The 24,527-nt window shown below is 68.1% G+C and carries 21 protein-coding genes and 1 riboswitch (1 of these 22 running past the window's edge); of the genes, 13 read left to right on the forward strand and 8 right to left on the reverse strand.

Annotated features, from left to right (window positions below):
* Positions 1-1,876: the end of a non-ribosomal peptide synthase/polyketide synthase gene (locus NR810_RS42320; protein WP_257461048.1), read on the forward strand. 26,999 nt of this gene lie to the left of the window's left edge; 1,876 of the gene's 28,875 nt are visible here — the last part of the coding sequence; the start codon falls outside the window, past its left edge; the stop codon is at positions 1,874-1,876.
* Between the two features lie 101 nt (positions 1,877-1,977).
* Here the strand turns inward: NR810_RS42320 and NR810_RS42325 are convergent, their stop codons facing one another.
* Together NR810_RS42325 and NR810_RS42330 are read right to left on the reverse strand one after the other, a co-directional pair.
* Positions 1,978-3,723: an ABC transporter ATP-binding protein gene (locus NR810_RS42325; RefSeq protein ID WP_257461049.1), complete on the reverse strand. Its 1,746-nt coding sequence runs from the start codon at positions 3,721-3,723 to the stop codon at positions 1,978-1,980.
* A gap of 32 nt (positions 3,724-3,755) precedes the next feature.
* Positions 3,756-4,772, reverse strand: a complete 1,017-nt coding sequence (locus tag NR810_RS42330; protein WP_257461051.1) for a nucleotidyltransferase domain-containing protein — start codon at positions 4,770-4,772, stop codon at positions 3,756-3,758.
* A gap of 345 nt (positions 4,773-5,117) precedes the next feature.
* On the opposite strand from NR810_RS42330, the gene NR810_RS42335 reads away from it, so the two are divergent.
* From NR810_RS42335 to NR810_RS42345, 3 genes are all read left to right on the forward strand, one after another.
* On the forward strand, positions 5,118-5,597 hold the full coding sequence (locus tag NR810_RS42335; protein ID WP_257461052.1) for a hypothetical protein: 480 nt from the start codon (positions 5,118-5,120) through the stop codon (positions 5,595-5,597).
* A gap of 110 nt (positions 5,598-5,707) precedes the next feature.
* On the forward strand, positions 5,708-6,799 hold the full coding sequence (locus NR810_RS42340; protein WP_257461053.1) for a restriction endonuclease fold toxin-2 domain-containing protein: 1,092 nt from the start codon (positions 5,708-5,710) through the stop codon (positions 6,797-6,799).
* Between the two features lie 15 nt (positions 6,800-6,814).
* Positions 6,815-7,189 carry a hypothetical protein gene (locus tag NR810_RS42345; RefSeq protein ID WP_257461054.1) on the forward strand — a complete coding sequence of 125 codons (375 nt, stop codon included), beginning with the start codon at positions 6,815-6,817 and terminating at the stop codon, positions 7,187-7,189.
* 103 nt (positions 7,190-7,292) lie between these two features.
* Here NR810_RS42345 and recA read toward each other — a convergent pair whose 3' ends face one another.
* Positions 7,293-8,387: a recombinase RecA gene (recA, locus tag NR810_RS42350; protein WP_257461056.1), complete on the reverse strand. Its 1,095-nt coding sequence runs from the start codon at positions 8,385-8,387 to the stop codon at positions 7,293-7,295.
* A gap of 108 nt (positions 8,388-8,495) precedes the next feature.
* On the reverse strand, positions 8,496-9,110 hold the full coding sequence (locus tag NR810_RS42355; protein ID WP_257461057.1) for a hypothetical protein: 615 nt from the start codon (positions 9,108-9,110) through the stop codon (positions 8,496-8,498).
* 292 nt (positions 9,111-9,402) lie between these two features.
* Here NR810_RS42355 and NR810_RS42360 point away from each other — a divergent pair, with 292 nt between their 5' ends.
* The 4 genes from NR810_RS42360 to NR810_RS42375 all read left to right on the forward strand — a co-directional run bounded on the left by NR810_RS42360 (position 9,403) and on the right by NR810_RS42375 (position 15,741).
* Positions 9,403-10,380 (forward strand): serine/threonine-protein kinase, encoded by a 978-nt coding sequence (locus NR810_RS42360; RefSeq protein WP_257461058.1) that lies wholly within the window; start codon positions 9,403-9,405, stop codon positions 10,378-10,380.
* Between the two features lie 42 nt (positions 10,381-10,422).
* A riboswitch (cobalamin riboswitch) is annotated at positions 10,423-10,628 on the forward strand.
* 167 nt (positions 10,629-10,795) lie between these two features.
* Entirely contained in the window at positions 10,796-13,249 is a 2,454-nt protein-coding gene (locus NR810_RS42365) for a ribonucleoside-diphosphate reductase subunit alpha (RefSeq protein WP_407653888.1), read from the forward strand.
* Positions 13,246-14,283 (forward strand): ribonucleotide-diphosphate reductase subunit beta, encoded by a 1,038-nt coding sequence (locus NR810_RS42370; RefSeq protein ID WP_257461059.1) that lies wholly within the window; start codon positions 13,246-13,248, stop codon positions 14,281-14,283. Before NR810_RS42365 ends, NR810_RS42370 begins: the two co-directional genes overlap by 4 nt.
* Before the next feature lie 150 nt (positions 14,284-14,433).
* A complete protein-coding gene (locus NR810_RS42375) occupies positions 14,434-15,741 on the forward strand; it encodes a hypothetical protein (protein ID WP_257461060.1) in 1,308 nt (435 codons plus the stop codon).
* A gap of 90 nt (positions 15,742-15,831) precedes the next feature.
* Here NR810_RS42375 and glmS read toward each other — a convergent pair whose 3' ends face one another.
* From glmS to NR810_RS42390, 3 genes are all read right to left on the reverse strand, one after another.
* Positions 15,832-17,667, reverse strand: coding sequence for a glutamine--fructose-6-phosphate transaminase (isomerizing) (gene glmS / locus NR810_RS42380; protein ID WP_257461061.1), 1,836 nt, complete (start codon positions 17,665-17,667; stop codon positions 15,832-15,834).
* Positions 17,668-17,775: 108 nt separating this feature from the next.
* On the reverse strand, positions 17,776-19,221 hold the full coding sequence (gene glmU, locus NR810_RS42385) for a bifunctional UDP-N-acetylglucosamine diphosphorylase/glucosamine-1-phosphate N-acetyltransferase GlmU (protein WP_407653889.1): 1,446 nt from the start codon (positions 19,219-19,221) through the stop codon (positions 17,776-17,778).
* Positions 19,222-19,245: 24 nt separating this feature from the next.
* Entirely contained in the window at positions 19,246-19,419 is a 174-nt protein-coding gene (locus tag NR810_RS42390; protein ID WP_257461063.1) for a hypothetical protein, read from the reverse strand.
* A gap of 231 nt (positions 19,420-19,650) precedes the next feature.
* Between NR810_RS42390 and ggt the strand changes: the two genes are divergently transcribed.
* Both ggt and NR810_RS42400 read left to right on the forward strand, forming a co-directional pair.
* The gene (ggt, locus tag NR810_RS42395; protein ID WP_407653890.1) at positions 19,651-21,408 is read left to right on the forward strand and encodes a gamma-glutamyltransferase; all 1,758 of its coding nucleotides are present in this window, start codon (positions 19,651-19,653) and stop codon (positions 21,406-21,408) included.
* 17 nt (positions 21,409-21,425) lie between these two features.
* Positions 21,426-22,208 (forward strand): TatD family hydrolase, encoded by a 783-nt coding sequence (locus NR810_RS42400; RefSeq protein ID WP_257461065.1) that lies wholly within the window; start codon positions 21,426-21,428, stop codon positions 22,206-22,208.
* Positions 22,209-22,215: 7 nt separating this feature from the next.
* On the opposite strand, the gene NR810_RS42405 is transcribed toward NR810_RS42400, so the two are convergent.
* On the reverse strand, positions 22,216-22,485 hold the full coding sequence (locus NR810_RS42405; protein ID WP_257461066.1) for a hypothetical protein: 270 nt from the start codon (positions 22,483-22,485) through the stop codon (positions 22,216-22,218).
* A gap of 373 nt (positions 22,486-22,858) precedes the next feature.
* Between NR810_RS42405 and NR810_RS42410 the strand changes: the two genes are divergently transcribed.
* From NR810_RS42410 to NR810_RS42420, 3 genes are all read left to right on the forward strand, one after another.
* Entirely contained in the window at positions 22,859-23,092 is a 234-nt protein-coding gene (locus tag NR810_RS42410; RefSeq protein ID WP_257461067.1) for a hypothetical protein, read from the forward strand.
* A gap of 84 nt (positions 23,093-23,176) precedes the next feature.
* Positions 23,177-24,049, forward strand: a complete 873-nt coding sequence (locus NR810_RS42415) for an amidohydrolase family protein (RefSeq protein WP_407653891.1) — start codon at positions 23,177-23,179, stop codon at positions 24,047-24,049.
* A 97-nt stretch (positions 24,050-24,146) separates the two neighbouring features.
* Complete coding sequence (locus tag NR810_RS42420) at positions 24,147-24,524, forward strand: response regulator (protein WP_204221473.1); 378 nt, start codon at positions 24,147-24,149, stop codon at positions 24,522-24,524.
* Positions 24,525-24,527: the final 3 nt, after the last annotated feature.

A 24,527-nucleotide genomic window follows, 5' to 3' on the forward strand; every position in this document is an offset into this window, starting at 1 on the left:
CCCGACGCACCTGGAGGCGCTGCTGGCGGGAGGGGACGCGCAGGCGCTGCTGCCGCGCCAGCGGCTGGTGCTGGGCGGAGACAAGTCCGAGTGGGCACTGGTGGAGAAGGTGCACGCCCTGGCGCCGGAGTGCGAGGTGTACAACCACTACGGCCCGACGGAGACGACGGTGGGCGTGCTCGCGCAGAAGGTGGAGCGCGGGGTGCGGGTGCCGGGGGCGCAGACGGTGCCGCTGGGCCGGCCGATGGGCAACGTGCGGGTGTACGTGCTGGACGGGTACGAGCAGCCGGTGCCACCGGGCGTACCGGGCGAGCTGTACATCGGAGGAGCGAGCGTGGGCCGGGGCTACCTGGGCCGGCCGGAGCTGACGGCGGAGCGCTTCGTCCCGGACCGCTTCAGCGGTGAGGCGGGTGCGCGGCTGTACCGGACGGGAGACCGGGTGCGGTGGCTGGAAGGAGGCCGCATCGAGTTCCTCGGCCGGGTGGACCACCAGTTGAAGATCCGTGGCTACCGGGTGGAGCTGGGCGAGGTGGAAGCGGCGCTGGGTCAACACCCCGGCGTGGGCGAGTGCGTGGTGGTGGCGCGCGAGGAGGCCGGGAGCGGCAAGCAGCTGGTGGCGTACGCGGTGGGCAAGCCGGAGCACGCGTTGGAGGAGCGGGAGCTGCACCAGTACCTGGAGGAGCGGCTGCCGGACTACATGGTGCCCGCGGCCTTCGTGGTGCTGGAGACGCTGCCGCTGACCTCCAATGGAAAGGTGGACCGGAAGGCACTGCCGGCCCCCTCGCGGACGAGGGCGGAGGAGGCGTACGTGGCGCCTCGCACCGAGACGGAGCGGAAGCTGGCGGAGCTCTGGCAGGAGCTGCTCCGCGTGCCGCGCGTGGGGGTGCACGACCACTTCTTCGAGATGGGCGGACACTCGCTGTTGGCGACGCAGGTGGTGGCACGCGTGGGGACGCTGTTCGACGTCCAGATCGCGGTGATCGACCTGTTCGATGCACCCACGCTGGAAGGACTGGCGGCGCGCATCGAGGCGGGCACCACGTCGGACTCGCCGCTGGTGACGCTGAGGAAGGGAGGAAGCGCGAGACCCTTCTTCTGCGTGCACCCGGTGGGAGGAAGCGTGCTGGGGTACCTGGAGCTGTCGAGGCGGCTGGACGCGGATCAGCCCTTCTACGGACTACAGGTGCCGGCGAGCGGTTCCGGCGAGACGGTGGAGGAGATGGCCGCGCGCTACCTGGAAGCCGTGCGCGAGGTGCAGCCCGAGGGCCCGTACCTGTTGGGAGGCTGGTCCATGGGCGGGAGGGTGGCCTACGAGATGGCGAGACAGCTGAAGGAGCGGGGCGAGCAGGTGGGGCTGCTGGTCATCATCGACGCGCGGGGCCAGGACCCGGAGGCTGGGGAAGACCTCACCGGAGAGGAGAAGGTGGGACGGGCGATGTTCCAGTTCGCCGATCACCTGTCGCGGCTGTCGGGGATACATCCGAGGGCGGCGGAGGTGCTCGGGCAGGTGGACGCGGTGGAGCTGAGGGCGGTGCTGGAGGGGCAACCCGGAGTCAGCCTCGGCCTGGAGGAGGAGGCGTGCGAGGAGCTGCGGGCGCTCTGGCGGATGTATGCGCGCAACCTGAGCGCCACGCGAGCGTACGTGCCGAAGCCCTACGAGGGCTCACTGGTGCTGCTGAGAGCCGCCGAGGGGCCCGAGGGCCAGGAGGAGGATCTGGGCTGGGGCGGGCTGGCGCGAGGAGGAGTGGAGGTGCACGAGGTGCCGGGCGACCACTTCAGCCTGATCGCCCTGCCGCACGTGGAGCACCTGGCGGCGCGGCTGCGGACATTGCTGGAGCGGGCGCGAGCGGAGGGAAAGCTCCAGCAAGCCAGCTAGTGCCGAGCATGCCCCCCATGGAGAAAAACGGGGGGCATCCACGGTGAGGAACCAGGTTGGACCCTCTCCCTCTGGGAGAGGGGACATCCACGGACCTCGCGTCAGGCGGCCACGAACTGACGCTCCACCAGACGGCGGTAGAGACCGTCCTGGCCCATGAGCGTGGCGTGGTTGCCGCTCTGCACCACCCTGCCGCCCTCCAGCACCAGCACACGGTCCGCACCAATCACCGTGGACAGACGGTGCGCGATGATGAGGGTGGTCCGTCCCTGCATCAGCCGCTCCAGGGCCTCCTGCACCAGGTGCTCGCTCTCCGCGTCGAGCGCACTCGTCGCCTCATCCAGCACCAGCAGGCGCGGGTTCTTGAGCACCGCGCGAGCGATGGCGATGCGCTGCTTCTGCCCACCGGAGAGCTGCACGCCGCGCTCGCCCACCAGGGTGCGATAGCCCTCGGGAAACCGGGAGATGAACACATGCGCATTGGCGGCGCGCGCGGCGGCCTCCACCTCGGCGTCGGTGGCATCGGCGCGGCCGTAGCGGATGTTGTCGGCGATGGGGCCGGAGAAGAGCATCGGCTCCTGAGCCACCGAGCCGATCTGCTGGCGCAGCCACTCGGGATCGAGCGTGCGCAGCTCCACACCATCCACCAGGATACGCCCACCCTGAGGGTCGTACATGCGAGCCAGCAGCGCGGCGAGGGTGGACTTGCCGCCGCCCGAGGGGCCGACGAGGGCCACCACCTCGCCCGGCTGGAGCACCAGGTCGATCTCCTGGAGCACGGGCACGTCCGGGCGAGAGGGATAAGCGAAGCGTACCGCCTGGAACTCGACCTGGCCCCGGAGCTCCCGGATGCGCTCGCCGCCAGTCGAGGGCATGGAGGGCTGGCGGTCGAGCATTTCGAAGACGCGCTCGGCGGAGCCCGAGGCGCGCATGAGGTCGGCCCACAGATCCGTCAGCCCACTCAGGGCGGTGGCGACGAGGATGGAGTAGACGAGGAAGGAAGTGAGGCTGCCAATGGAGAACTCGCCGCGCAGCATCAACCGGCTGCCGTACCACAGCACCATGGAGGCGGCGATGATGCTCGCGAAGGAAGTGCTGACGACATAGGCGGTGGACAGGCGGGTGCGCTCGCGAGCCAGCTCGACGGCGTGCCCCAGACCGTGGCGGTAGCGCCCCACCTCCTGGCGCTCGGCGGCGAAGGCGCGCACGGTGCGGATGCCGGAGAAGACCTCGTCGGCGACGCCGTTGGCCTCGGCGAGCGCGGCCTGCACCTTCCGGGAGGTCTGGCGGATGCGGCGGCCGAAGAGCACGGTCGCGACGACGACGGGGGGCACGACGGCCAGCATCAGGAGGGTGAGGATGGGCGAGGTGTAGAGGAGCAGCGCGAGCCCCCCCACTGCCTGGGCCCCGCTGCGCAGCGCGATGGCGATGTTGTTGCTCACCGCGTTTTGAAGCACCTGGGTGTCCGCGGTGAGCCGGCTGGTGATCTCCCCCGTCTTGTGCTCGTCGAAGAAGGCCACCTCCTGGGCCACGAGGCTGGAGAACAGGTCGTGCCGCAGCCGCGTCACGATGCGCTCGCCGGCAGTGGTGAAGAAGTAATAGCGCAGCGCATCGGCCACGGCCTGCACGGCGAAGACGGCGATCACCCCGAGAGCGGCCCGATCGATGAGTGCCTGGTTCCGCGCCCCGAGTGCCTCATCGACGATGAAGCGGAGGGCCTGAGGGAAGAGCAGGGCCATGCCGCTGCCGAGCAACAGGAAGAAGATGCCCACGGACAGGGCACGCCCCTCGGAGCGGGCCAGGCCCAGGATGCGGCGCAGGAGGACAGGGGAAGAAGCCTGGGACATGGGGCGGCGGTGACTGTCAGTCCGCGGGCAGACTAGCTGGCGGAGTACTGGGCAATGAGGCGGAGCGATTCCCGAGCGGCCTCGCGCAACTCCGGCTCCGGCGCGGCCTCGAGCTGATTCAACGCGGCGGGCACCTCATCGCCGGGATAGAGGATCTCCCCCAGACGCCGGGCCGCCAGTACGCGGTCGCGCACCTCTCCACGCTGGAGCTCGGCCAGCAGGAAGTCCTTGTAGGAGCCCAGGAAGAGGTTCTCCGCGTCCAGAATCCGGGCGCAGAGGGAGCGCAGGTGTTCCTGGTCCGCGGGGGCCTCGGGCACCCGGTAGCCCCAGCGCTTGCGGCAGGCGTAGATCTGCTCGAACAGGAGCGACCAGGCGTCGTTCACGTGCTGGCGGTGGGCCTCGATGATTTCACGCTTGGAGCATGCGTACCTTCCGGCCTTCCGCGCCAGGTCGGCCATCGCGAGCCGGCAGGCGAGGGTGACCAGTTCCTTGAAGCCCGGACGCGGGTTGCCCTCGGCATCCATCACCGCGGAGTGGTCGTAGCCGTAGAGCGTTCCGCGCGGGTCCGGGTACTTGAGCGGATAGCGCAGCGGCTCGCCCTCGGCGCGAGCGCGGGCGCGCTCCATGAAGATGTAGGGCCGGTGCATGGCGAAGCGCACCCACTGGTCGAGGGGCAGCAACGGGATGCGCTCGCGGATGTCCTCACCGGCCAGCAACAGGGAGGTCTGTTTGAGGTTGACGGCCCCGTCCGCCAGCAACCGGGCCTCCTCCTCCGCGCTCACGTCCAGGGGGAACCGGGCCATCGCGTTCACGGAGCGGCGGAAGCGCTCGAGGCGCTCCGCCTCCCCCTCCTGGAGGCGGTCCTTGAAGACGAGCACCAGGTCGAGGTCGCTGTCGCTCACCGCATCTCTCGACGCGTGGCTCCCCAGCAGGTAGCAGGCGCGGAGGCGCATCGGGAAGACCATCAGGCACAGGTCGATGAAGCCGATGATGACGGAGTTGATCCGCATGTCCTCCGTCAGACCGACCAGCGAGATTTCCTCCTCCATCACGTGACTCCCTCGTACCAGCCAGGATGCTGCGGCCGGCATCCTAGTGCGAGAACCACCGACTCCGCAGCATGCCTGATCGGGGAGCGGGCGGGCTGATACGCTCGCCAAGGCCCAACCCGCATGACCATGGAGGGTGCATGCGCCCAGACATCGAGCAAGACGAAGCAGCGCTCTTCTCCGAGTGGAGGCAGCACCTTACCCGAGGCAACCTCCCCTTCTATCCGGACGGAATGGCCCAGGGCTCCTTGTACTGGGAGACTCCACCCCGAGTTCTCTTCCTCCTGAAGGAGGTCAACGCGGACAAGAGCGTCCCGCCCTGGAACCTCTTCGACGTGGTGGGCGATGGCAGCATCGGACCGACCTGGACCGTCATCTCCTACTGGCTCCACGGAATCCACGGAGGCGGCCTTCCCTGGGAGAAGGTTCCCGCCCGCCACGCCCGACTCACGGCGGGATGCCATCTCGAAGCTCGCGGTCGTCAACCTCAACAAGTGTGGAGGTGCCGCCGCCTGCATCCAGACGGAGCTGTGGGCCGCAGCCTATCGGGACCGTGAGTTCCTCGTCCGGCAGCTCCGCCTCTACGCGCCCGACATCATCATCGCGTGCGGTACCGGGGAAATCGCCAAGTACATCCTCTTCGAGGAGCACTGGCGCGATTGGCAGAAGGCCTCCAATGGACTGCTCTGGCTCCGCCCCTCGGCGATCAATGCGGTGCTCGTCGCGGCGAACCACCCGCAGGCAAGAGTCGAGCACAAGAAGCTCTATGAGGAGGTCGTCCTGGGCTTGAAGGAAATCGGAGCGCTTGGGTCGGCTACGAGCTGAGACGGAGCAGACGCATCCCCCTGCCTCTTTTCCCCGTATCCAGCACCTGACCACTCCACGTTCTTGGCAACCTCTGGGTGGTCGCATTGAACCCAAAAAGGAAGGTAGCCGTGCGGTTCTTCATCTGTTGCCTGGGCCTCATGCTCGCTCAGCCCGCCCTGGCGAACTCCATTGAGGACGGGATCTGTCAGGCTCGCACCCAGCCCGTCATCCAGATGGAGGGTCCAGAGAAACTCTGCCGATCGTTTGTCCGAGCACTGGGAAAGCTCCCAGTGGAAGCAACAAGGGAAGTCCAGGCATTGCTGACCCCGGAGAGCCTCGCGGCAATGAGTACGCTGACCGCAGCCTGGCTCGGAGCCCAGGGCGTCCCTATCGTTGGGCAGGTCGTAGATGCAGCGCTCCTGTCGTTGGGAGTCATCGCACTGACCGCACAGGCAGGAATGATCGCTGACGCCCTCTGGACCTATGCGAACCGCGCATCAGGGGCACGCAGCGACGCCGACCTTGATGCTGCTGCTACCCATCTGGCCAGGGCCATGGCGACCGCGGGTGTGACCGTGGTGACCATCATCCTGACGAAAAAGATTGCCGGCAAAGCAGGTCCCAAGCCATCGGAATTGGAACCGCTATCAGCCACACGAAACATCAGAGCGCCCCACGCGTCTGCTATGGCAGTCAGTGCCTCCGAAACGGCTACGGAAATTCCCGCTCTGGCTGCCTCTGGTGTTCGATCCAGCGCCAACCCTACGCAACAAGAGACTGCCTCCCCCAAGAAAGTCGACCTCGAATCTTTCAAGGCCTGGCTCGCTCAAGCCAGGCGTCGGCCTACCCGGGAGTCACCAGAGCCGTATGCCTACCAGCGGAAGCATGCTGGACCAGAAGAGTTCCTGGTCTCTGGCGGCGGTGAACAAATCTGGGCGGATGGAGCCCGGCTGAGCAATGCCCGGCTCGTGGAGGTCAAGCACATCGACGCACCTGAAAGGAGCCCCTTCATTCCGGGCTCGAAGTGCAACGAGCGAATCCGGCTCGTGGTCCAGGAGGATGTCATTGAAGAGTTCCGCCGGTACGCCGCTGTCATCAAAGACCCCGCGACTCCACCTGTTGGGCTCGAAGTCGTCGTCAATGACACCCGCGCAGCACCCTTCTTCGAGGCGCTTCTCAGGCAATTCAACCTCTCTGGGGAGGTTCTCGTCCGCCCGTAAGCGACGAGGTCCGTCATGAAATACTTCGTCATTACCGAGTCTGATGATCTCGTCTCGGCCCCCGACTTTGCTCGCCTGCTGTGCACCCAGTGGCCCCAAGCCACCGTGGAGCGCGTCTCCGCTCCGAGCAGTAGCTACGCGCTGGAGTTCAGCGTTCCCATGGCACACTCCCATGTGGATGGCTCACTCAACCGGGCGGGCAGCGCCATTGCCTTCATCGGCGACCTCCGGGACTGCGCCGATTTCGCCCTGTGGTGCCGCGCCATCATCTCCGCCCACGAGCCCCTGACTCTCTGCGACGAGAGCATGAGCGGCTCCCTGGCACTCGAGCCGGTGACGACCGTTACCGACATCTTCGAAGCCTTCCGCTACGCCCCACCAATCACCTGAGCACCTCTCGCACCTCCGCCGCACGGCCCAGCCCGCAAGAAGTAAGGGGCCGCCTCCCTCGCGGGAGACGGCCCCTGGGTACTTCAGGCACTGAAGGCTCGGACTACTTCACGGCCTTCACGCGCTGGCGCTTCTCGGTGTGGCCCTCGGCGGGAGCCTCGCCCTCGGCGGGAGCCGCGACAGCCGCGACGGCCGGCTTGCCGATGCCGTACTTCTCCAGCACCTGCCGCTCCACGTCCTTGGACACCTCCGCGTGGTCGCGCAGGTAGTCCTTCGCGTTCTCACGGCCCTGGCCGATGCGCTCTCCCTTGAAGGAGAACCAGCTGCCGCTCTTCTCGATGATGCCGTCATTCGACGCCAGGTCGATGAGGTCACCCTCCTTCGAGATACCCGTGCCGTACATGATGTCGAACTCGACCTCCTTGAACGGAGGCGCCACCTTGTTCTTCACCACCTTCACGCGGGTGCGGCTGCCCACCACGTTCTCGCCATTCTTGATGGCGCCCACGCGGCGGATGTCCAGGCGCTGCGACGCGTAGAACTTCAGCGCGTTACCGCCCGTCGTCGTCTCCGGGTTGCCGAACATCACGCCGATCTTCATGCGGATCTGGTTGATGAAGATGACGCACGTCTGGCTCTTGCTGATGGTACCCGTCAGCTTGCGCAGCGCCTGGCTCATCAGGCGGGCCTGCACGCCCATGTGCGCATCGCCCATCTCGCCCTCGAGCTCGGCCTTCGGCACGAGTGCCGCCACCGAGTCCACCACCAGCACGTCGATGGCGCCCGAGCGCACCAGCATCTCGGCGATTTCGAGGGCCTGCTCGCCCGTGTCCGGCTGGCTCAGCAGCAGGTCATCGGTGCGCACGCCCAGCTTGCGCGCGTAACCGATGTCCAGCGCGTGCTCGGCGTCGATGTAGCCGGCCACGCCACCGCGCTTCTGCGCCTCGGCCACGATGTGGAGGCAGAGGGTCGTCTTACCGGAGGACTCCGGCCCGTAGATTTCCACGATACGACCCCGGGGCACGCCGCCGACGCCCAGCGCGATGTCGAGCGAGATGCTTCCCGTCGAAATGGCCTGAACATCCCGAACCAGCGGCTCCTCGTTGCCGAGCCGCATGATCGACCCCTTACCGAACTGGCGCTCCACAGCGGACATCGCCAGTTCGATCGCCTTCTCCTTCTCTGGATTCACGGCCATTTCGTCTTGCTCCTTGCGTATGCGGCGAGCCACCCCGGCCCACCTGAACTCGCGTTTAGTACGCGATGTGAAGACCCTAGTCCATCCCTCTGACATGACCCACGGCGTTCAGCGCCGCGGCAGCAAGAGGAGCAGCCAGGCCAACAGTCCGCCCACCCCGCTGAGGGTTCCGTAGTAACCGCCGAGAGTGCCCAGGTATAGCTGAACGACCGACAGGACGAGCAGCCCCAGCAGGCCCGCCCGCCGGGTGTCCGAGCGTTCATCACCCCACAATGCCGCCACCAGCCCCGTCAGCGCCATGAGGAAGAAGAGGGACAGCCCCAGCGCACGCTCCCCTTCGGCCATCTCCGAGGGCCGCAACATCCACTCGCCGACGAATCCCGCCGCCAGCACCCCGGCCCCCAGAGCCCCCTCCGGCAGGAGCCCCTTCCGGTTGGGCCGGGACTGGTTGCGCAGGTACTCCAGGTCCTCGGGGCGCACCTCCAACGCATAGGGGTAGCCGAGCCCCAGCAGGGTCTCGACCGCCACGCCCCGGCATGTCCGGCCCTCCGCCGCCTCCAATCCCTCCAGCTGCCCACTCTCCAAGAGGTGGAGGAGCAGGTCCGCCACCTCGCGCGAGCCCTCCTCCAACTCCAGTGCCTCCAATTCCCGGTTGAGCCGCGCCGCCAGGGCCTGGCGCTCGGCGCCCGAGGCCGCCCGGGCCTCCTCGACGAGGCGGGGCACCGCCCGCGTCGCCTCCCGCGAGGGTGAGGGCGCGGGAGGGCTGTCCGGCGCCTCCCAGGGGGCCAGGGATGGTACCTCCCCTCCTGACTCGTCCTCACGAGGGCCAGAGCCGGGGGGGCGGGTATGGGTGGTGCTGGACACGGCCGGACTGTAATGGCCGGCTCCGCCCGCTTCCAAAGCTTCCCGACAGGCCCCGAGCCGGAGCTTCCGGCAGCGGACGCGAGCGGGCCCCATCCCGCTTCCTGGAGGACAGCTCCCCCGCCCTCGGGGGAAGCGTTAGAGTGGCGATACCTTGCCGGTCATCCCCCCTCCCCCACCCCCTTCCACCAAGACGGTGGAAATCCCCTCGCGCCGCTTCGGGCGCTACGTGCTCCGCTCGCGGCTGGGCTCGGGGGGCATGGCGGAGGTGTTCCTCGCGGAGGCCCGGGACGAGAAGGGCAGCCCCTTCAAGGTGGCGCTGAAGCTGATGCGCAAGGACGTCAGCGCGGAGGCCTTCGCCGACGAGGCGGACCTGATGGGCCTGCTGGAGCACCCCAACCTGGTGAGCCGGCTGGAGATTGGCGAGGCCTTCGGGCGCTACTTCATCGCCATGGAGTTCCTGGTCGGTGGAGACCTGGAGGGGCTCCTCCGGGTGCACCACCAGCAGGGGCGGGACATCCCGTTGGCGATGGGCGTCCACGTGTGCATCGAGGCACTGCGGGCGCTGGCGTACTTCCACCAGGCGCGCACGCGCAGTGGCCGGCCGCTGGAGCTCGTCCACGGGGACGTGAACCCCTCCAACATCTTCTTCTCCGGGCAGTGCGAGGTGAAGCTCGGCGACTTCGGCGTGGCCAAGGCGCGCGGGCTGGACCTGGGGCCGGAGGACGGGGTGACGGCGGGCAAGCTGCACTACCTGTCGCCGGAGCAGACGCGCGGGGACACGGTGACGCAGGCATCGGATCTCTTCTCGTTGGGAATCGTCCTGCACGAGCTGGTGGTGGGCACCCACCCCTTCGAGCGCGGCAGCGATGATCCGGACGTGGTGATGGGGGCTATCCAGGCGGCGAAGCTGAACCTGCCGGACACGCTGGACCGGAGGCTCGCGGCGGTGATCCGCAAGGCGCTGGCACCGGACGTGAACCAGCGCTATCGCACGGCGGGCGAGTTCGCGGGAGCGCTCTTCACCTGGGCGTTGGACACCGGACAACCCTTCAGCGCGCGCGAGGTACAGAGCGCGATGCAACAGGCCCTCTCTCTCGCACTCTGGGAGCGGGAAAAGGGCCGTCCGTAGCCGGGCGAGGTAGATCCTTTTGACAGCGTCCGAACCCGCCCCTAGGTTGGCGCGCGTCGCTGGTGCCCGGGCAAGTGCCTGGGCTTGAAAGGGAATCCGGTGTGAATCCGGAGCTGCCCCCGCAGCGGTAAGCGAGAACGAATCCGTCCACACGCACTGGCCGAGAGGCCGGGAAGCGGGCGGTAGTAGGAACCGGCGTCAGCCGAGTGCTCGCGAGCCCGAAGACCTGCCAGCACCTGCCTCTGGGAGAAATCCAGCGGCAGCTCGACCTGGAAGCCTCGTGGGGAGGCGGGAGGTCCGAGCGCCGCGGCTTCGTTCCGTGGTGGTCCCGGCCTGTCTCCTCTCCTCGTGTCTTCGGGTTCACGTGGTCGCGAGCGCAGCTCGCGCGCGGCCCTGACAGTACGCGAGGAGCAGCATGCTGAACGGAAGCCACACCCCGGGACGCGAGCAGGGCTCGCCCCCCCTGCCCGCCCATCACCTCCCCGAGACGACCCCCGCGCCCACGCCCCCCACCACCATGCGGGTGCGCAAGCGCAATGGAACGCTCGAGGTCGCGGACCTGAACAAGATCGTCCGGGCGATCAGCCGGTGTTGCGATGGGCTGCGCCAGGTGGACGCCATCCGCATGGCGACGAAGACGATCGCTGGCCTCTACGACGGCGCCTCGACGAAGGAGCTGGATCAGCTCTCCATCCAGACCGCCGCCTCGCTCACGCTGGAGGAGCCCGAGTACGCGAAGCTCGCGGCGCGGCTGCTCGCGACGTACATCGACAAGGAGGTCTCCGGACAGGAGATCCACTCCTTCTCGCAGTCCATCGCCGCGGGCCACCGGCTCGGGCTGGTGAACGACCGCGTGGCCGGGCTCGTCTCGGCGAACAGCCGCAAGCTGAACGACGCGATCGATCCCTCGCGCAACCGCCTCTTCGAGTACTTCGGGCTGCGCACGGTCTATGACCGCTACCTGCTCAAGCACCCCCAGACGCGGGAGGTGCTCGAGACGCCCCAGCACTTCTTCATGCGCATCGCGGTGGCGCTCGGTGACACCATCGCCGACGTGCTCGAGCTCTACCGGCTCTTCTCGATGCTGGAGTACGTGCCGAGCTCGCCCACCCTCTTCAACTCCGGCACGCGCCACGAGCAGCTCTCGTCCTGCTTCCTGCTGGACTCGCCCGAGGACGAGCTGGCGAGCATCTACCAGCGCTACATGGACGTGGCGATGCTCTCGAAGTTCTCGGGGGGCATCGGGCTGGCCTACCACCGGATCCGCTCGCGCGGCTCGCTCATCGAGAGCACGAACGGGCACAGCAACGGCATCGTGCCGTGGCTGAAGACGCTGGATGCGTCGGTGGCCGCGGTGAACCAGGGAGGCAAGCGCAAGGGTGCCTGCTGCGTGTACCTGGAGACCTGGCACGCGGACCTGGAGGAGTTCCTCGAGCTGCGCGACAACACCGGCGACGAGGCCCGGCGCACGCACAACCTGAACCTCGCGAACTGGATCCCCGACCTCTTCATGAAGCGCGTCGAGGCCGATGGGAACTGGTCCCTGTTCGATCCAAAGGCGGTGCCGCACCTCACGGACCAGTACGGCGAGGCGTTCGAGCGCGCCTATGAGAAGGCCGAGGCGGAGGGACTCGCGCACAAGACGGTGAAGGCCCGCGAGCTCTACGGGCGGATGATGCGGACGCTCGCGCAGACCGGGAACGGCTGGATGACGTTCAAGGACAAGTCGAACCGGGCCTGCAACCAGACGGCGCTGCCGGGCCGCGTCGTCCACCTCTCGAACCTCTGCACGGAGATTCTCGAGGTGACCTCGAAGGACGAGACCGCCGTCTGCAACCTCGGCTCCATCAACCTCGCGCGGCACACGCTGGCGAACGACGCCGGTGGAGTGGCCTTCGACTGGGACAAGCTCGCGAGGACGGTGCGGTCCGCGGTGCGCCAGTTGGATCGGGTGATTGACCTGAACTACTACCCCATCGACTCGGCGAAGGGCTCGAACCTGCGCTGGCGCCCGGTGGGGCTGGGCCTGATGGGCCTGCAGGACGTGTTCTTCCAGATGCGCCTGCCCTTCGACAGCCCCGAGGCGCGCACGCTGTCGCGGAAGATCTCCGAGGACATCTACTTCCACGCCCTGTCCGCCTCGGCGGAGCTGGCGGCCGAGCGCGGTGCCCATCCGAGCTTCCAGGAGACACGTGCGGCGCGCGGTGAGCTCCAGTTCGACGCCTGGGGCGTGACGCCCGAGGACCCCGCGCGGTGGGAGGCGCTCCGAGCCCGCATCAAGTCCGTGGGGCTGCGCAACTCGCTGCTCATCGCCATCGCGCCGACGGCGACCATCGCGTCCATCGCCGGCTGCTACGAGTGCATCGAGCCGCAGGTCTCCAACCTCTTCAAGCGGGAGACGCTCTCGGGCGACTTCCTCCAGGTCAACCGCTACCTCGTCGAGGAGCTGAAGTCCCTGGGGCTGTGGAACGAGGACATGCGCTCGCGCATCAAGGTGGCGGAGGGCTCCATCCAGTCGCTCGGGGAGATTCCCGCCGACGTGCGCGCCATCTATCGCACCGCGTGGGAGCTGCCGATGCGCTCGCTCGTCGACATGGCGGCGGACCGGGGCGCCTTCATCGACCAGAGCCAGTCGCTCAACCTGTTCATGGAGTCGCCGAACATCGGGCAGCTGAGCTCCATGTACATGTACGCCTGGAAGAAGGGGCTGAAGACGACCTACTACCTGCGCTCGCGTCCGGCGACGCGCATCGCGAAGGCCACCGTCGACGTGTCCCGGAACACGGCCCAGGCGGCACCGAAGCCCACCGAGGAACAGGCCATCGCCTGCTCCCTGGAGAACCCCGAGAGCTGCGAGGCCTGCCAATGAGCATCCCCTCCAACGCAACGCCGAAGACGGGTGCGCGCCTGTTGGATCCAGGCCTGAACCTCACGCTCCGGCCGATGCAGTACCCGGCCTTCTTCGAGATGTACCGCAACGCCATCAAGAACACCTGGACGGTGGAGGAGGTGGACTTCTCGACGGACGTGGGTGACCTGCGCTCGAAGATGACGGCGGCGGACCGGCACCTCATCCAGCGGCTGGTGGCCTTCTTCGCGACGGGCGACTCCATCGTGGCGAACAACCTCGTGCTGAACCTCTACAAGCACGTGAACTCGCCCGAGGCGCGCATGTACCTGTCGCGGCAGCTCTACGAGGAGGCGCTGCATGTGCAGTTCTACCTCACGCTGCTCGACACGTACGTGCCGGACCCGGCCGAGCGTGCGAAGGCCTTCGCGGCGATCGACAACATCCCGAGCATCCGGGAGAAGGCCGCGTTCTGCTTCAAGTGGATGGATTCCGTGCACGAGCTGGAGCGGCTGGAGACGCGGGAGCACCGGCGGCGCTTCCTGCTGAACCTCATCTGCTTCGCGGCCTGCATCGAGGGGCTCTTCTTCTTCGCGGCGTTCGCGTACGTGTACTTCCTGCGCTCGCGGGGGCTGCTGCACGGGCTGGCGGCGGGGACCAACTGGGTCTTCCGCGACGAGAGCGCGCACATGGCCTTCGCCTTCGAGGTGGTGAAGACGGTGCGCCGCGAGGAGCCGGACCTCTTCGACGCGGAGCTGGAGCGGCAGGTGGCCACCATGCTCGACGAGGCGGTGACGTGCGAGCTGCGCTTCGCCGAGGACCTGCTGGAGCTCGGCGTGGCGGGCCTCTCCGTGCGCGAGATGCGGCAGTACCTCGAGTACGTGGCCGATCAGCGGCTCGCGATGCTGGAACTGCCGAAGCGCTACGGGGCGAAGAACCCGTTCGGCTTCATGGATCTGCAGGACGTGCAGGAGCTCGCGAACTTCTTCGAGCGCCGCGTCTCGGCGTACCAGGTGGGAGTCGCCGGAGAGGTCACCTTCGATGCGAACTTCTGAGCGCTAACTCCCTGGCCTGGGTGGCGGACCAACTGCCGCCGCTGTTCATTCCGGGACACCCCACATCCCTGGAGAACAGCGGCTCCCCCTCCTCTCCACGAGCACCGTTCGAGGTGCGGGAGTCCTCACGGCTCCCGCAGGAGGGGAACCATGAAACGGCAATGGACAGGGATGGCTCTATGCGGAGCCCTGGTGCTGGCGGGACTGTCGGCCTGCGGCGGTGTCGTCGTGGAGCCGTCCACCGAGGCGGTGGAGGAGCTCGCCCAGGAGCACCGGCGGGAATCGACTCCGCCGGAACAGAAGTGGGTGCGGAACATCCTCGCCACCACCGAGAGCGAGACGGTGGCCATCCGGCATGACCCGCGAGGCAACGTCATCGTCCTCGTGACGGACATCGGCGGTCCCATCGACTTCGGCGCCGGGCCCATCAGCCCGCCGGCCTCGGCATCGGGCTCGCGCATCGCGGGGCTCGCGAAGTACGCCCCCGATGGCAGCCTGCTGTGGGGCATCATCCTCTCGGGTGAGCCCATCGCCGATCCGCCCGTGGCCGGCGCCTTTGGCGCCGCGATGGCGGTCGATTCGAGGGGCAACATCGTGCTCTCCCTGAATGTCGGCGGGCGGCTCGTCCGGGATGGCGTGACGATGACGACGGGCGAGTACCTGCTGAAGCTCGACCCGGACGGACATGCCCTCTGGGCGCTCCGGCTGCCCACCCGCGCGCGGGAGGTCGCGGTGGACAGGAAGGACCGCATCGCCATCACGGGCACGCTGGAGGGCGCCACGGAGTTCGACTTCGGCGAGGGCCCCATCACGGGCGCGGACTTCCACGCGTTCGTCGCGAAGTATTCCTCGCGGGGCGAGCTCGAATGGGTCTTCGTCGATGACGTGGTGGCCAGGACCGATGCGCTCACCGCGGACGAGCACGGGAACTTCTACTTCGGTGGCATCCGCTTCCCGGAGATACCCAGCGGGGTCGGCACGCCCTACCTGCGCAAGGTCTCCTGCGATGGCGAGGGCGAGTGGTCACGCGCGCTCGAGGGCAGCACGGGCGCCATCTTCGATCTCGCGGCACGCGACAACCGCGTCGTCGCGGTGGGCATCTTCAACGGCTCCTTCGAGTTCAGGGGGCAGACGTTCACCGCTCCGGAGGACTTTCCGTCCAACGGCATCGCGCTCGCCTTCACGGGAGGTGGCAACGAGCGCTGGGCCCGGCAGACGCCGGGTCTGCTCGTCTCCGTCGACATCGATAACCGCGGCGGGGTGCTCGTCGCGGGTTCCGAGGAGGCCCAACCCGACGCGAGGCTGTTCATCGCCCGGTACCTCCTGAGCAACGGCCGTGAGGACTGGTCGCGCGGCTTCAACGAGTTCCCGAACGCGACGGACTCCTCGGTGAACAAGAAGGGAGAAATCGCCGTCACCGGCGAAGGCCCCCTCTACGTCATCCAGTTCGGCCGCTGAAGCCTGGCGGTGGAAACGACAACGCCCGGGGGCCTCGAAAGGCGTCCCCGGGCGTTGGTGAGGACCGGGCTCCGGTCCGGGCGCGGCGGACTACTCGACCGTCACGCTCTTGGCGAGGTTGCGCGGCTGGTCCACGTCGTTCCCGCGCAGATCCGCCACGTGGTAGGAGAGGAGCTGCATCGGGATGGTGGCCACCACCGGCGCGAGCAGCGCGCTGGCGGCGGGAATCCGGATGATGTGGTCGGCGAGCGTGGCCACGTGCGTGTCATCCTCGTCGATGATGGCGATGACCTTGCCACCGCGCGCCCGCACCTCCTCGATGTTGCCGATGATCTTCTCGTAGGCGACGTGCGGCTGCTTGGGGGCGATGATCACCACCGGCATCTTCTCGTCGATGAGCGCGATGGGGCCGTGCTTCATCTCGCCGCCGGCGTAGCCCTCGGCGTGGATGTAGGAGATCTCCTTGAGCTTGAGCGCGCCCTCGAGCGCCACCGGGTGCATGGGGCCACGGCCGAGGAAGAGGAAGTCCTGGGCGCCCATGAACTCGCGCGCCACGCGCTTGACCGAGGGCTCGCACTTGAGCACGTCCTCGATCATCTTGGGCACCTCGGTGAGCGCGGTCAGGTGCTCCTGGGCCGCCTTGACGGTGAGGGTGCCACGCATGCGGCCCAGCTTCACCGCGAGCAGGTAGAGGCCCACCAACTGCGTGGTGAAGGCCTTGGTGGAGGCCACGCCGATCTCCGGGCCCGCGTTGGTGAGGATGGTGATGTCCGCCTCACGCGTCATGGCGCTGCCGATGACGTTGCACAGGGCGAGCGCCGTCGCGCCGCGCGCCTTGGCCTCCTTGAAGGCCGCCAGCGTGTCCGCCGTCTCGCCGGACTGGCTGATGGCGATGGCCAGGTGCGTGGGCTCCACGATGGGATCGCGGTAGCGGAACTCGCTGGCCAGCTCCACTTCCACGGGGATGCGCGCCAGCGACTCGATCATCGCCTTGCCGACGATGCCCGAGTGCCACGAGGTGCCGCAGGCGAGGATCGTCACCTTGGTGAGCGCCCGGACCTTCTCGGCGCTCAGGTTCCAGCCCTCGAAGTGCACATCGCCCTCGGAGAGGAGCATGCGGCCGCGCAGCGTGTCCGCCACGGCGCGAGGCTGCTCGAGAATCTCCTTGTGCATGAAGTGCTTGTGGCCGCCCTTCTCCGCCATCATCGGCGTCCAGTCGATGCGGCGGGTGGGCCGGTTCACCTTGTTGCCGGCGCGGTTGTAGATGTCCACGCTGGCGGCGGTGACGACGGCCAGGTCACCCTCCTCCATGTAGACGAAGTCGCGCGTGTGCTCGAGCAGCGCCGGCACGTCGCTGGCCACGAAGTTCTGTCCCTGGCCCAGGCCGAGCACCATGGGCGAGGAGTCCTTGGTGCAGACGATCCGGTTCGGGTCGCTCGTGGTCACCACCGCCAGGGCGTAGGTGCCCTTCACCTGGGCGATGGCCGTGCGCACCGCGTCCGGCAGATCCACGCCCCGCTTGAGCTCATCGGAGATGAGGTGGGCGAAGACCTCGGAGTCCGTCTCCGAGGAGAAGTGGTGCCCCTTGGCGCGCAGCTCCTCCTTGAGGGCCAGGTGGTTCTCGATGATGCCGTTGTGCACCACCGCCACGCCGCCGTAGGTGTGCGGGTGCGCGTTCTCGTCCGAGGGACGTCCGTGCGTGGCCCACCGCGTGTGGCCGATGCCGATGTTGCCCTGGGGCGTATCGGCCTGGACCCGGTTCTCCAGGTTCTTCAGCTTGCCCGTGGCGCGAACCACATTGAGCGTGTTGCGGTGCACCACCGCCACGCCAGCGGAGTCATACCCGCGGTACTCCAGCTTCTTCAGCCCGGAGACCAGAATGGGAGCCGACTCCTTATCCCCAACGTACCCAACAATGCCGCACATGTTGTCCGTCCTCTCTCACGCCCGAGCCCCCGTTTGCAAATTCCGGGGGCAGTTCCACCCACACCGGGCGACACCTGTCACCCGGGAGACAAGCAAATCGCGGGCCGACTACCCCGCGGACGCCTTGTCCGACTTGGAAGCCCCTGCTTCCGCGGACCTGGCCATGCGCGCCTTCTTCCTCTCCACCCAGCCTTCCATGTTGACCTGTGGCGTCCGTGACACAGCGAGGCTGCCAGGAGGCACATCTTTCGTCACAGTGGTGCCCGCACCGACATACGCACCGTCCCCGACTTTCACAGGGGCCACCAGCTGCGAGTCCGAGCCGATGAAGACGCCGTTGCCCAGCTCGGTGACGTGCTTGTTCACGCCGTCGTAGTTGCAGGTGATGGTACCGGCACCCACATTCACCCCGGAGCCGATCTTCGCGTCGCCCAGGTAGGCGAGGTGGTTGGCCTTGGAGCCGCGGCCGATGCGGGCCTTCTTCGTCTCCACGAAGTTGCCCAGGTGCACCTCCTCGGCGAGGTCCGTCCCGGGCCGCAGCCGCGAGAACGGGCCGAGGATGCAGCGCTCGCCCACCCGCGCCTCCTCCAGCACGGTGTACGGCTTCATGTTCGTCCCGTCGGCCACCGAGGAGGCGTGCAGGACACAGCCCTGTCCGATGGTGACGTTGCGGCCGACCACGGTGGCACCCGACAGCGTCACCATGGGGCCAATCTCCGTGTCCGACCCGATGGCCACGCCCTCCTCGATGTAGGTGGTGGCCGGGTCCATCAGCGTGACGCCGTTGCGCATGTGACCCACGTTGATGCGCTCCTGGAGCGCCCGGGCGCGCGCCGCCAGCTCCACGCGGTCGTTCACTCCGGCCGTCTCGCCGAAGTCGGCGTCGATGGCGGCCACCGGGCCCTGGGCCGCGGCCAGTTCCACCAGGTCCGTCAGGTAGAACTCACCCTGCGCGTTGGCGCTGCGGATGTTGGCCAGCGCCTTCCACAGGAAGGACGACTCCACCAGGTAGATACCGGCGTTGCACTCGCGCACCTGGCGCTGCTCGGGGGTGGCGTCCTTGTGCTCGACGATGCGCACCACCTTGCCCAGCTCGCGGATGACGCGGCCGTAGCCCGTCGGATCCGGCGGCTGGGTGGACACCATCGCCAGCACGCCACCGCTCTTGTCGTGCGCGGCCACCAGCGCCTCGAGCGTCTCGCGGCGCACCAGCGGCACGTCACCGTAGAGGATGAAGACGCGCCCGTTGAAGTCCTTCAGCGCGCTCTCGGCCGAGCGCACCGCGTCGGCCGTGCCCCGCTGCTCCTTCTGGAGCGCGAAGCGCAGGGGCGCGGTGGGGAAGTGGGCGCGGATGGAGCGCTCCACCTCCTCGGCCTGGTGGCCCACCACCGGCACCACGGGGGAGGCACCCAGTTCCAGGGCCCGGATGAGGGGATAGGCACAGAGGGGCTTGCCGAGGATGGGGTGAAGGACCTTGGCCTTCTCCGACTTCATCCGCGTGCCCTTGCCCGCGCACAACACCACCGCCGCCAGAGGAGCTGTCATGGCGGCGATTACTAGGGACGCGAGCGCGGCACGTCAACCGCGGGCCGACGGGCGCGCGAGGCGAGTCCCCTCCGCATGCGCCTTCACGGAAACGGACAACGTGTTGCTCAGCACGGTGATACCGAACGTCGGCTTGAGGAAGACCGTCGTCACCGGAACTTCCGGCGGACTCGGCTGCGTCTTCACTGTCGTCAGGTTGGCGTTCATGTTTCCCCCGGCGTCGCCGAGCGTCTTCCACAGGATGCCCTCTCCCGTGGGCCGGTCAAACCGCCGACCGAGCGTGCTGGCGTCCGCCGGACACTTCGTCGCGACGAAACCGTTATGTGGCGAGTCCGGGCGGCGGCGGGATACTCCAGAACCCTCGCTGTGTGAAGCACGAGTTGCGGGCCCGACATGGAGGCGTTGCACGTGGAGACGGTAAAGATACGAACGCACCGGATGTGGTGGGGCGTGATGCTTGCGGTGCTGCTGGTGGCAGTGGGGCCGGCCTGGGCGGCGAGGCCGTACCGGGGCGGAGCGGTGGCCACGGCCCACCCGATGGCGAGCGAGGCCGCGCTGCGGATGCTGCAGAAGGGCGGCAACGCGGTGGACGCGTCCGTGGCGGCGGCCTTCACGCTGGCGGTGGTGGGGCCCTACCACTCAGGGCTGGGCGGTGGAGGCTTCGCGCTGGTGCATGACGCGAAGGCGGGCCAGACGCGGGTGCTGGATTTCCGGGAGGTTGCGCCCAAGGGGGCCACGCGCGACATGTACCTGAAGGACGGCCAGGTAGTGCCAGGGCTGTCCACGGACGGCGCGCTGAGCGTGGCGGTGCCCGGCGCGGTGGCCGGCTACCTGGAGCTGCTGGAGAAGCACGGGAAGCTGTCGCGCGCGGTGGTGCTCCAGCCCGCCATCGAGGCCGCCCGCAACGGCTTCTGGGTGTCTCCCAAGTACCAGGCGCTGGCCACCCTGCGGCGCGACTGCCTGCGGCAGGACCCGGAGGCCGCGCGTCTCTTTCTCTCGAAAAACGAGAAGGGCGAGTTGGATGTGCCGCCCGTCGGCCACCTCGTGCGCCAGCCGGAGCTGGCCCGCACGCTGGGGGCGCTCGCGAAGGATGGAGCCAAGGCCTTCTACTCGGGCCCCCTGGCCCAGGCGATGGTGGACACGGTGAAGGCGGGCGGCGGCCTGCTCACACTGGAGGACCTCAAGGGCTACAAGACGCGCACCCATGAGCCGCTGGAGGGCAGCTACCGCGGCCACCGCATCCTCACCATGCCGCCGCCGAGCGCGGGTGGACTGGCGGTGGTGCAGGTGCTCGGCGCGATGGAGCGGCTGCGCCCCAAGGGCGTGGACTACCGCAACCCCGAGGACCTCCACCTCTACGTGGAGGCGGTGCGCCGCGTGTACGTGGATCGGGTGAAGTACCTGGGCGACCCGGCCTTCGTGAAGATTCCCATGGAGCGCCTCACCTCCACGGGCTACGTCGCGGACCTGGCCGGGAGCATCGACCCGAAGAAGGCCACGCCGAGCGCCTCGCTGCTCGCGCCGATGGAGGGCTCCACTGGCTCCACGCTGAAGAACCCGAGCGACACCTGGTACGACCCGGCCAGCCCGCAGCCGGAGAAGAAGAACACCACGCACATCTCCGTCATCGACAAGGACGGCAACGCGGTGGCCCTCACCACCACGGTGAACTACGCCTTCGGCTCGTGCCTCGTCGCCAAGGGCACCGGCGTGCTCCTCAACGACGAGATGGATGACTTCGCCGCGCGGCCCGGCGTACCCAACGCCTACGGCCTGGTGACGGGCGAGGCCAACGCCATCGCCCCGGGCAAGGTGCCCCTGTCCTCCATGTCCCCCACCCTCGTCTTCTCCAAGGAGGACCCGAAGAAGGTGATGCTGGCGGTGGGCAGCCCGGGTGGCTCCACCATCCCCACCACCGTCATCCAGGTCATCGGCAACCTCGTCGACCACGGCATGGACCTGACGCGCGCGGTGGGGACGGGCCGGCTGCACCACCAGTACCTCCCGGACGAGCTCTGGGTGGACCGCTGGGGCCTGGAGCCCGCCACGCAGGCGGCGCTGGAGGCCAAGGGCCACAAGATTCGCAAGCAGGAGGCCTGGGGTGACGCCGAGGCCGTCTACAGCGATCCCCGGACCAACCTGCGCTACCCGGCGAGCGACCCGCGCAACGAGGGCGCTGGCCTGGGCCAGGACTGACAGAACCGAGAACACCCGTGCCCGAGCCGCTCCTCCATCTCTTCGACGCGCACCTGCACCCCGAGACCCTGAGCGATCAGGACCTCGAGTCCATGCGCTTCTTCGGCGTGGAGCGCGCGCTGGTAATGGCCCACCACCTCCCCGAGCCCACGCCCAAGGCGCTGCGCAAGCACTTCGATGACCTGATGTACCGGCAGCTCCCGCGGTTGGAGAAGCTGGGCATCCGCGCCTGGGCGGCGCTGGGGGTGCACCCGCGCTGCATCCCCCGCCGCGGCCTGTCCGAGGTGCTCGCGAGCCTCCCCGAATACTTCCAGGGCGGACGCGTGGTGGCCCTGGGCGAAACGGGACTGCACGCGGGCGGCATCGAGGAGGAGGAGGCCTTCCTCGAGCAGCTCGCGCTCGCGCGCCAGCTCAAGCTGAAGGTGGTGGTGCACACCCCGGCCCACGACAAGGAGCGCCACACCCGGCGCATCCTCACCCTGCTGCGCGAGTCCGGTGTGCGGCCCTCGCGCGTGCTGGTGGACCACGCCAACGGCCGCACCGTGCGCAACATCCTCGGCTGTGGACACTGGGCGGGATTGACCCTGCACCCCGAGGCACTGCGGGCCGAACGCGCTGTCGCTCTGGTTCGCCGGCTCGGCAGTGAACGGCTGGTGCTCAACTCGGATGCCGGCGATGGCGCCGGAGACATCCTCGGGCTCGCGCGCGTGGCCAACCTGCTGGCCAAGGCGAAGCTCTCGGAGCGAGTGGTGAAGCGCGTGGCTTGTGAAAACGCCGCGCGCTTCTACCGGCCTCGCTGACCACACACTAGTGAAGCGCGCTGGACTCCTCGGGGTGCAGCGTCAGCCGCTGCGCCGCGTCGTCCAGCTTCGCCTGCACCGGGATGCCCCGGTGCCGGTACTGCGCCAGCGAGTCCGCTACCTCGTCCAGCAACAGCTGATAGCGCTCGTCCAACTCCACGGCGATCAGCATCATCGTCTCGCCCGCATCCTCCACACCCGGGCGGTACACCTGGCAGCGCTGGAACCGCGCCCAGCGGCCATTCGCCATTTTCACCAGCTCGCCGTCGTAAGCCATGCGCAGTCCCCCTTTCGACGAATCGTCGGGAAGTTGAAGTGAATGGACGCACTGTAAGCACAAATTTTCCGCTCGTCACCCCCCCAGCTGAAAATTCGTGAAAGGCCCCTGATATTGGTCGTTTACCGGACGCTCTCCCTCGGCGCGACACCCCTCCACGACCGGGCCGGATCCAACGTGTAAATTTGCTGGGCTGTTAAGTTGTTGATTTCTGGCGCTTTGCGTCGTCTGGATGCGTCAACGGGCCAACACTCGCGCGGAGGACGCGCGAGTGCGGCCGCTCCCGGAGCGCCGCTCGGTGGAGTGGATGGCGCGGAGACCGCCCTCGTCGTCCCGGTGGCATGGGGGCACGCCATCCCTTAGATTGACCAGGATGAAGTTGCCCCAGTTGTTCCGCCGCGATCGGACCATCATCAAGCGCGCGGACGCGCAGGACCAGGCCGAGAAGCTGCTGGCCGAGTCCCTCCGTGTGCTGAGCCAGGTGTGCACGAAGGTCGCCGACCTCATCGAGACCCAGCGCCTGGAGCGGGCTGGCTACTCGCAGAACACCTATCTGCGGCGGCTGGACGACGAGCCGAAGACGGGCCCGGAGCGGAAGAAGGAGTAGGCTCCGCCGCGCATGTCCCATCCCGACGAGTACCCCGCCTGCCTGGGCCCCGCCTCCGGCTGGCTGGCGCACGGCAAGTCGCCGATGCCCCTGCCGGCCCTCGATGATGAGGAGGGACCCCGGTTGCCCGAGGGGCTGCCGCCCGTGGTGGATGCCCATGTGCACCTCTTCCCGGACCCCGTCTTCGAGGCGGTGTGGCGCTGGTTCGAGCAGTACGGCTGGCCCATCCGCTACAAGCTGCACACGCCGAGGGTGGTGTCCTTCCTGCTGTCGCGGGGGGTGAGCCGGGTGGTGGCGCTCCACTACGCGCACAAGCCGGGCATGGCGCGCTTCCTCAACACCTACGTGGCCGAGGTGGCCCGGGCCGAGCCGAGGGTGTGGGGGCTGGCCACCGTGCTGCCGGGCGAAGAGGGCGCGGCGGAAATACTGGCCGAGGCCTTCGAGGCGGGGCTCAAGGGCGTGAAGCTGCACTGCCACGTGCAGTGCTTCGCCCCGGACGCGCCCGAACTGCACGAGGTGTACGCCGCCTGCGCGCGGGCCGGGCGGCCGCTGGTGATGCACGCGGGCCGCGAGCCCGCCAGCCCCCATTACAAGTGCGATGTGCATGCCCTCTGCTCGGCCGAGCGCGTGGAGCGGGTGTTGAAGGACCACCCAGGCCTCAAGCTGTGCGTGCCCCACCTGGGGGCGGACGAGTTCGGCGCGTACGAGCGGCTGCTGGAGCGCCACGACAACCTCTGGCTGGACACCACCATGATGCTGTCCGGCTACTTCCCCATGCCCCTCCCCCGCCGCTTGCTGGAGGTACGCCCCGAACGCATCCTCTACGGCACGGACTTCCCCAACCTGCCCTATGCCTGGGACCGGGAGGTGAAGCAGCTGTTGGCCCTGAAGCTGGGGGACGAAGTGGAGGCGGGCATCCTGGGACGGAATGCCCTCCAACTTTTCGGAGGGTGTTGAAAAGCGGGCACACCCCTTCCGGAACCGGGAGGGCATTCCCATGTTGCTCCCCATAGAATCCGCCTTCGTTGTTGGAAGACTCTTTCGAGGCCCCGCCATGTCCTACATCCTGGTCGTCGATGACGACGCGAGCCACCGCACGCTCATCTGCGATGCCCTAGAGGAGATGGGCTACCGCACGGAGCAGGCCGCCAACGGGCGCGAGGCCCTGGACACGCTCGAGGGCGACATTCCGCAGGCGGTGCTGTTGGATCTGCGGATGCCCGTGATGAGTGGCTGGGGGCTGCTGGACGCGCTCAAGAAGATGCCGAGAGCGCGCGGGCTGCCGATCATCATCATCTCGGGCTACGGCTTCGAGTGGGAGGCGGAGCTGGTGGGAGCGGCCGGCTACATCTCCAAGCCGGTGGATCTGGACAAGGTGAGGATGACGGTGCAGCGCATCATCGGCCCGCCGGAAGTGGCGATGGTGCACTGAGAC

The organism is Archangium lipolyticum, from assembly GCF_024623785.1.
Classification (GTDB): Bacteria; Myxococcota; Myxococcia; order Myxococcales; family Myxococcaceae; genus Archangium; species Archangium lipolyticum.

Bases quoted from the DNA above. Each gene is read 5' to 3' on its own strand.
- NR810_RS42420 (WP_204221473.1), top strand. From the start codon at position 24,147: ATGTCCTACATCCTGGTCGTCGATGACGACGCGAGCCACCGCACGCTC.
- NR810_RS42390 (WP_257461063.1), bottom strand. From the start codon at position 19,419: ATGAACGCCAACCTGACGACAGTGAAGACGCAGCCGAGTCCGCCGGAA.
- NR810_RS42345 (WP_257461054.1), top strand. From the start codon at position 6,815: ATGAAATACTTCGTCATTACCGAGTCTGATGATCTCGTCTCGGCCCCC.
- NR810_RS42370 (WP_257461059.1), top strand. From the start codon at position 13,246: ATGAGCATCCCCTCCAACGCAACGCCGAAGACGGGTGCGCGCCTGTTG.
- NR810_RS42325 (WP_257461049.1), bottom strand. From the start codon at position 3,723: ATGTCCCAGGCTTCTTCCCCTGTCCTCCTGCGCCGCATCCTGGGCCTG.
- ggt (WP_407653890.1), top strand. From the start codon at position 19,651: ATGTGGTGGGGCGTGATGCTTGCGGTGCTGCTGGTGGCAGTGGGGCCG.
- NR810_RS42365 (WP_407653888.1), top strand. From the start codon at position 10,796: ATGCTGAACGGAAGCCACACCCCGGGACGCGAGCAGGGCTCGCCCCCC.
- NR810_RS42405 (WP_257461066.1), bottom strand. From the start codon at position 22,485: ATGGCTTACGACGGCGAGCTGGTGAAAATGGCGAATGGCCGCTGGGCG.
- NR810_RS42335 (WP_257461052.1), top strand. From the start codon at position 5,118: ATGGCAGCATCGGACCGACCTGGACCGTCATCTCCTACTGGCTCCACG.
- NR810_RS42375 (WP_257461060.1), top strand. From the start codon at position 14,434: ATGAAACGGCAATGGACAGGGATGGCTCTATGCGGAGCCCTGGTGCTG.
- glmS (WP_257461061.1), bottom strand. From the start codon at position 17,667: ATGTGCGGCATTGTTGGGTACGTTGGGGATAAGGAGTCGGCTCCCATT.
- NR810_RS42415 (WP_407653891.1), top strand. From the start codon at position 23,177: ATGCCCCTGCCGGCCCTCGATGATGAGGAGGGACCCCGGTTGCCCGAG.
- recA (WP_257461056.1), bottom strand. From the start codon at position 8,387: ATGGCCGTGAATCCAGAGAAGGAGAAGGCGATCGAACTGGCGATGTCC.
- NR810_RS42410 (WP_257461067.1), top strand. From the start codon at position 22,859: ATGAAGTTGCCCCAGTTGTTCCGCCGCGATCGGACCATCATCAAGCGC.
- NR810_RS42330 (WP_257461051.1), bottom strand. From the start codon at position 4,772: ATGGAGGAGGAAATCTCGCTGGTCGGTCTGACGGAGGACATGCGGATC.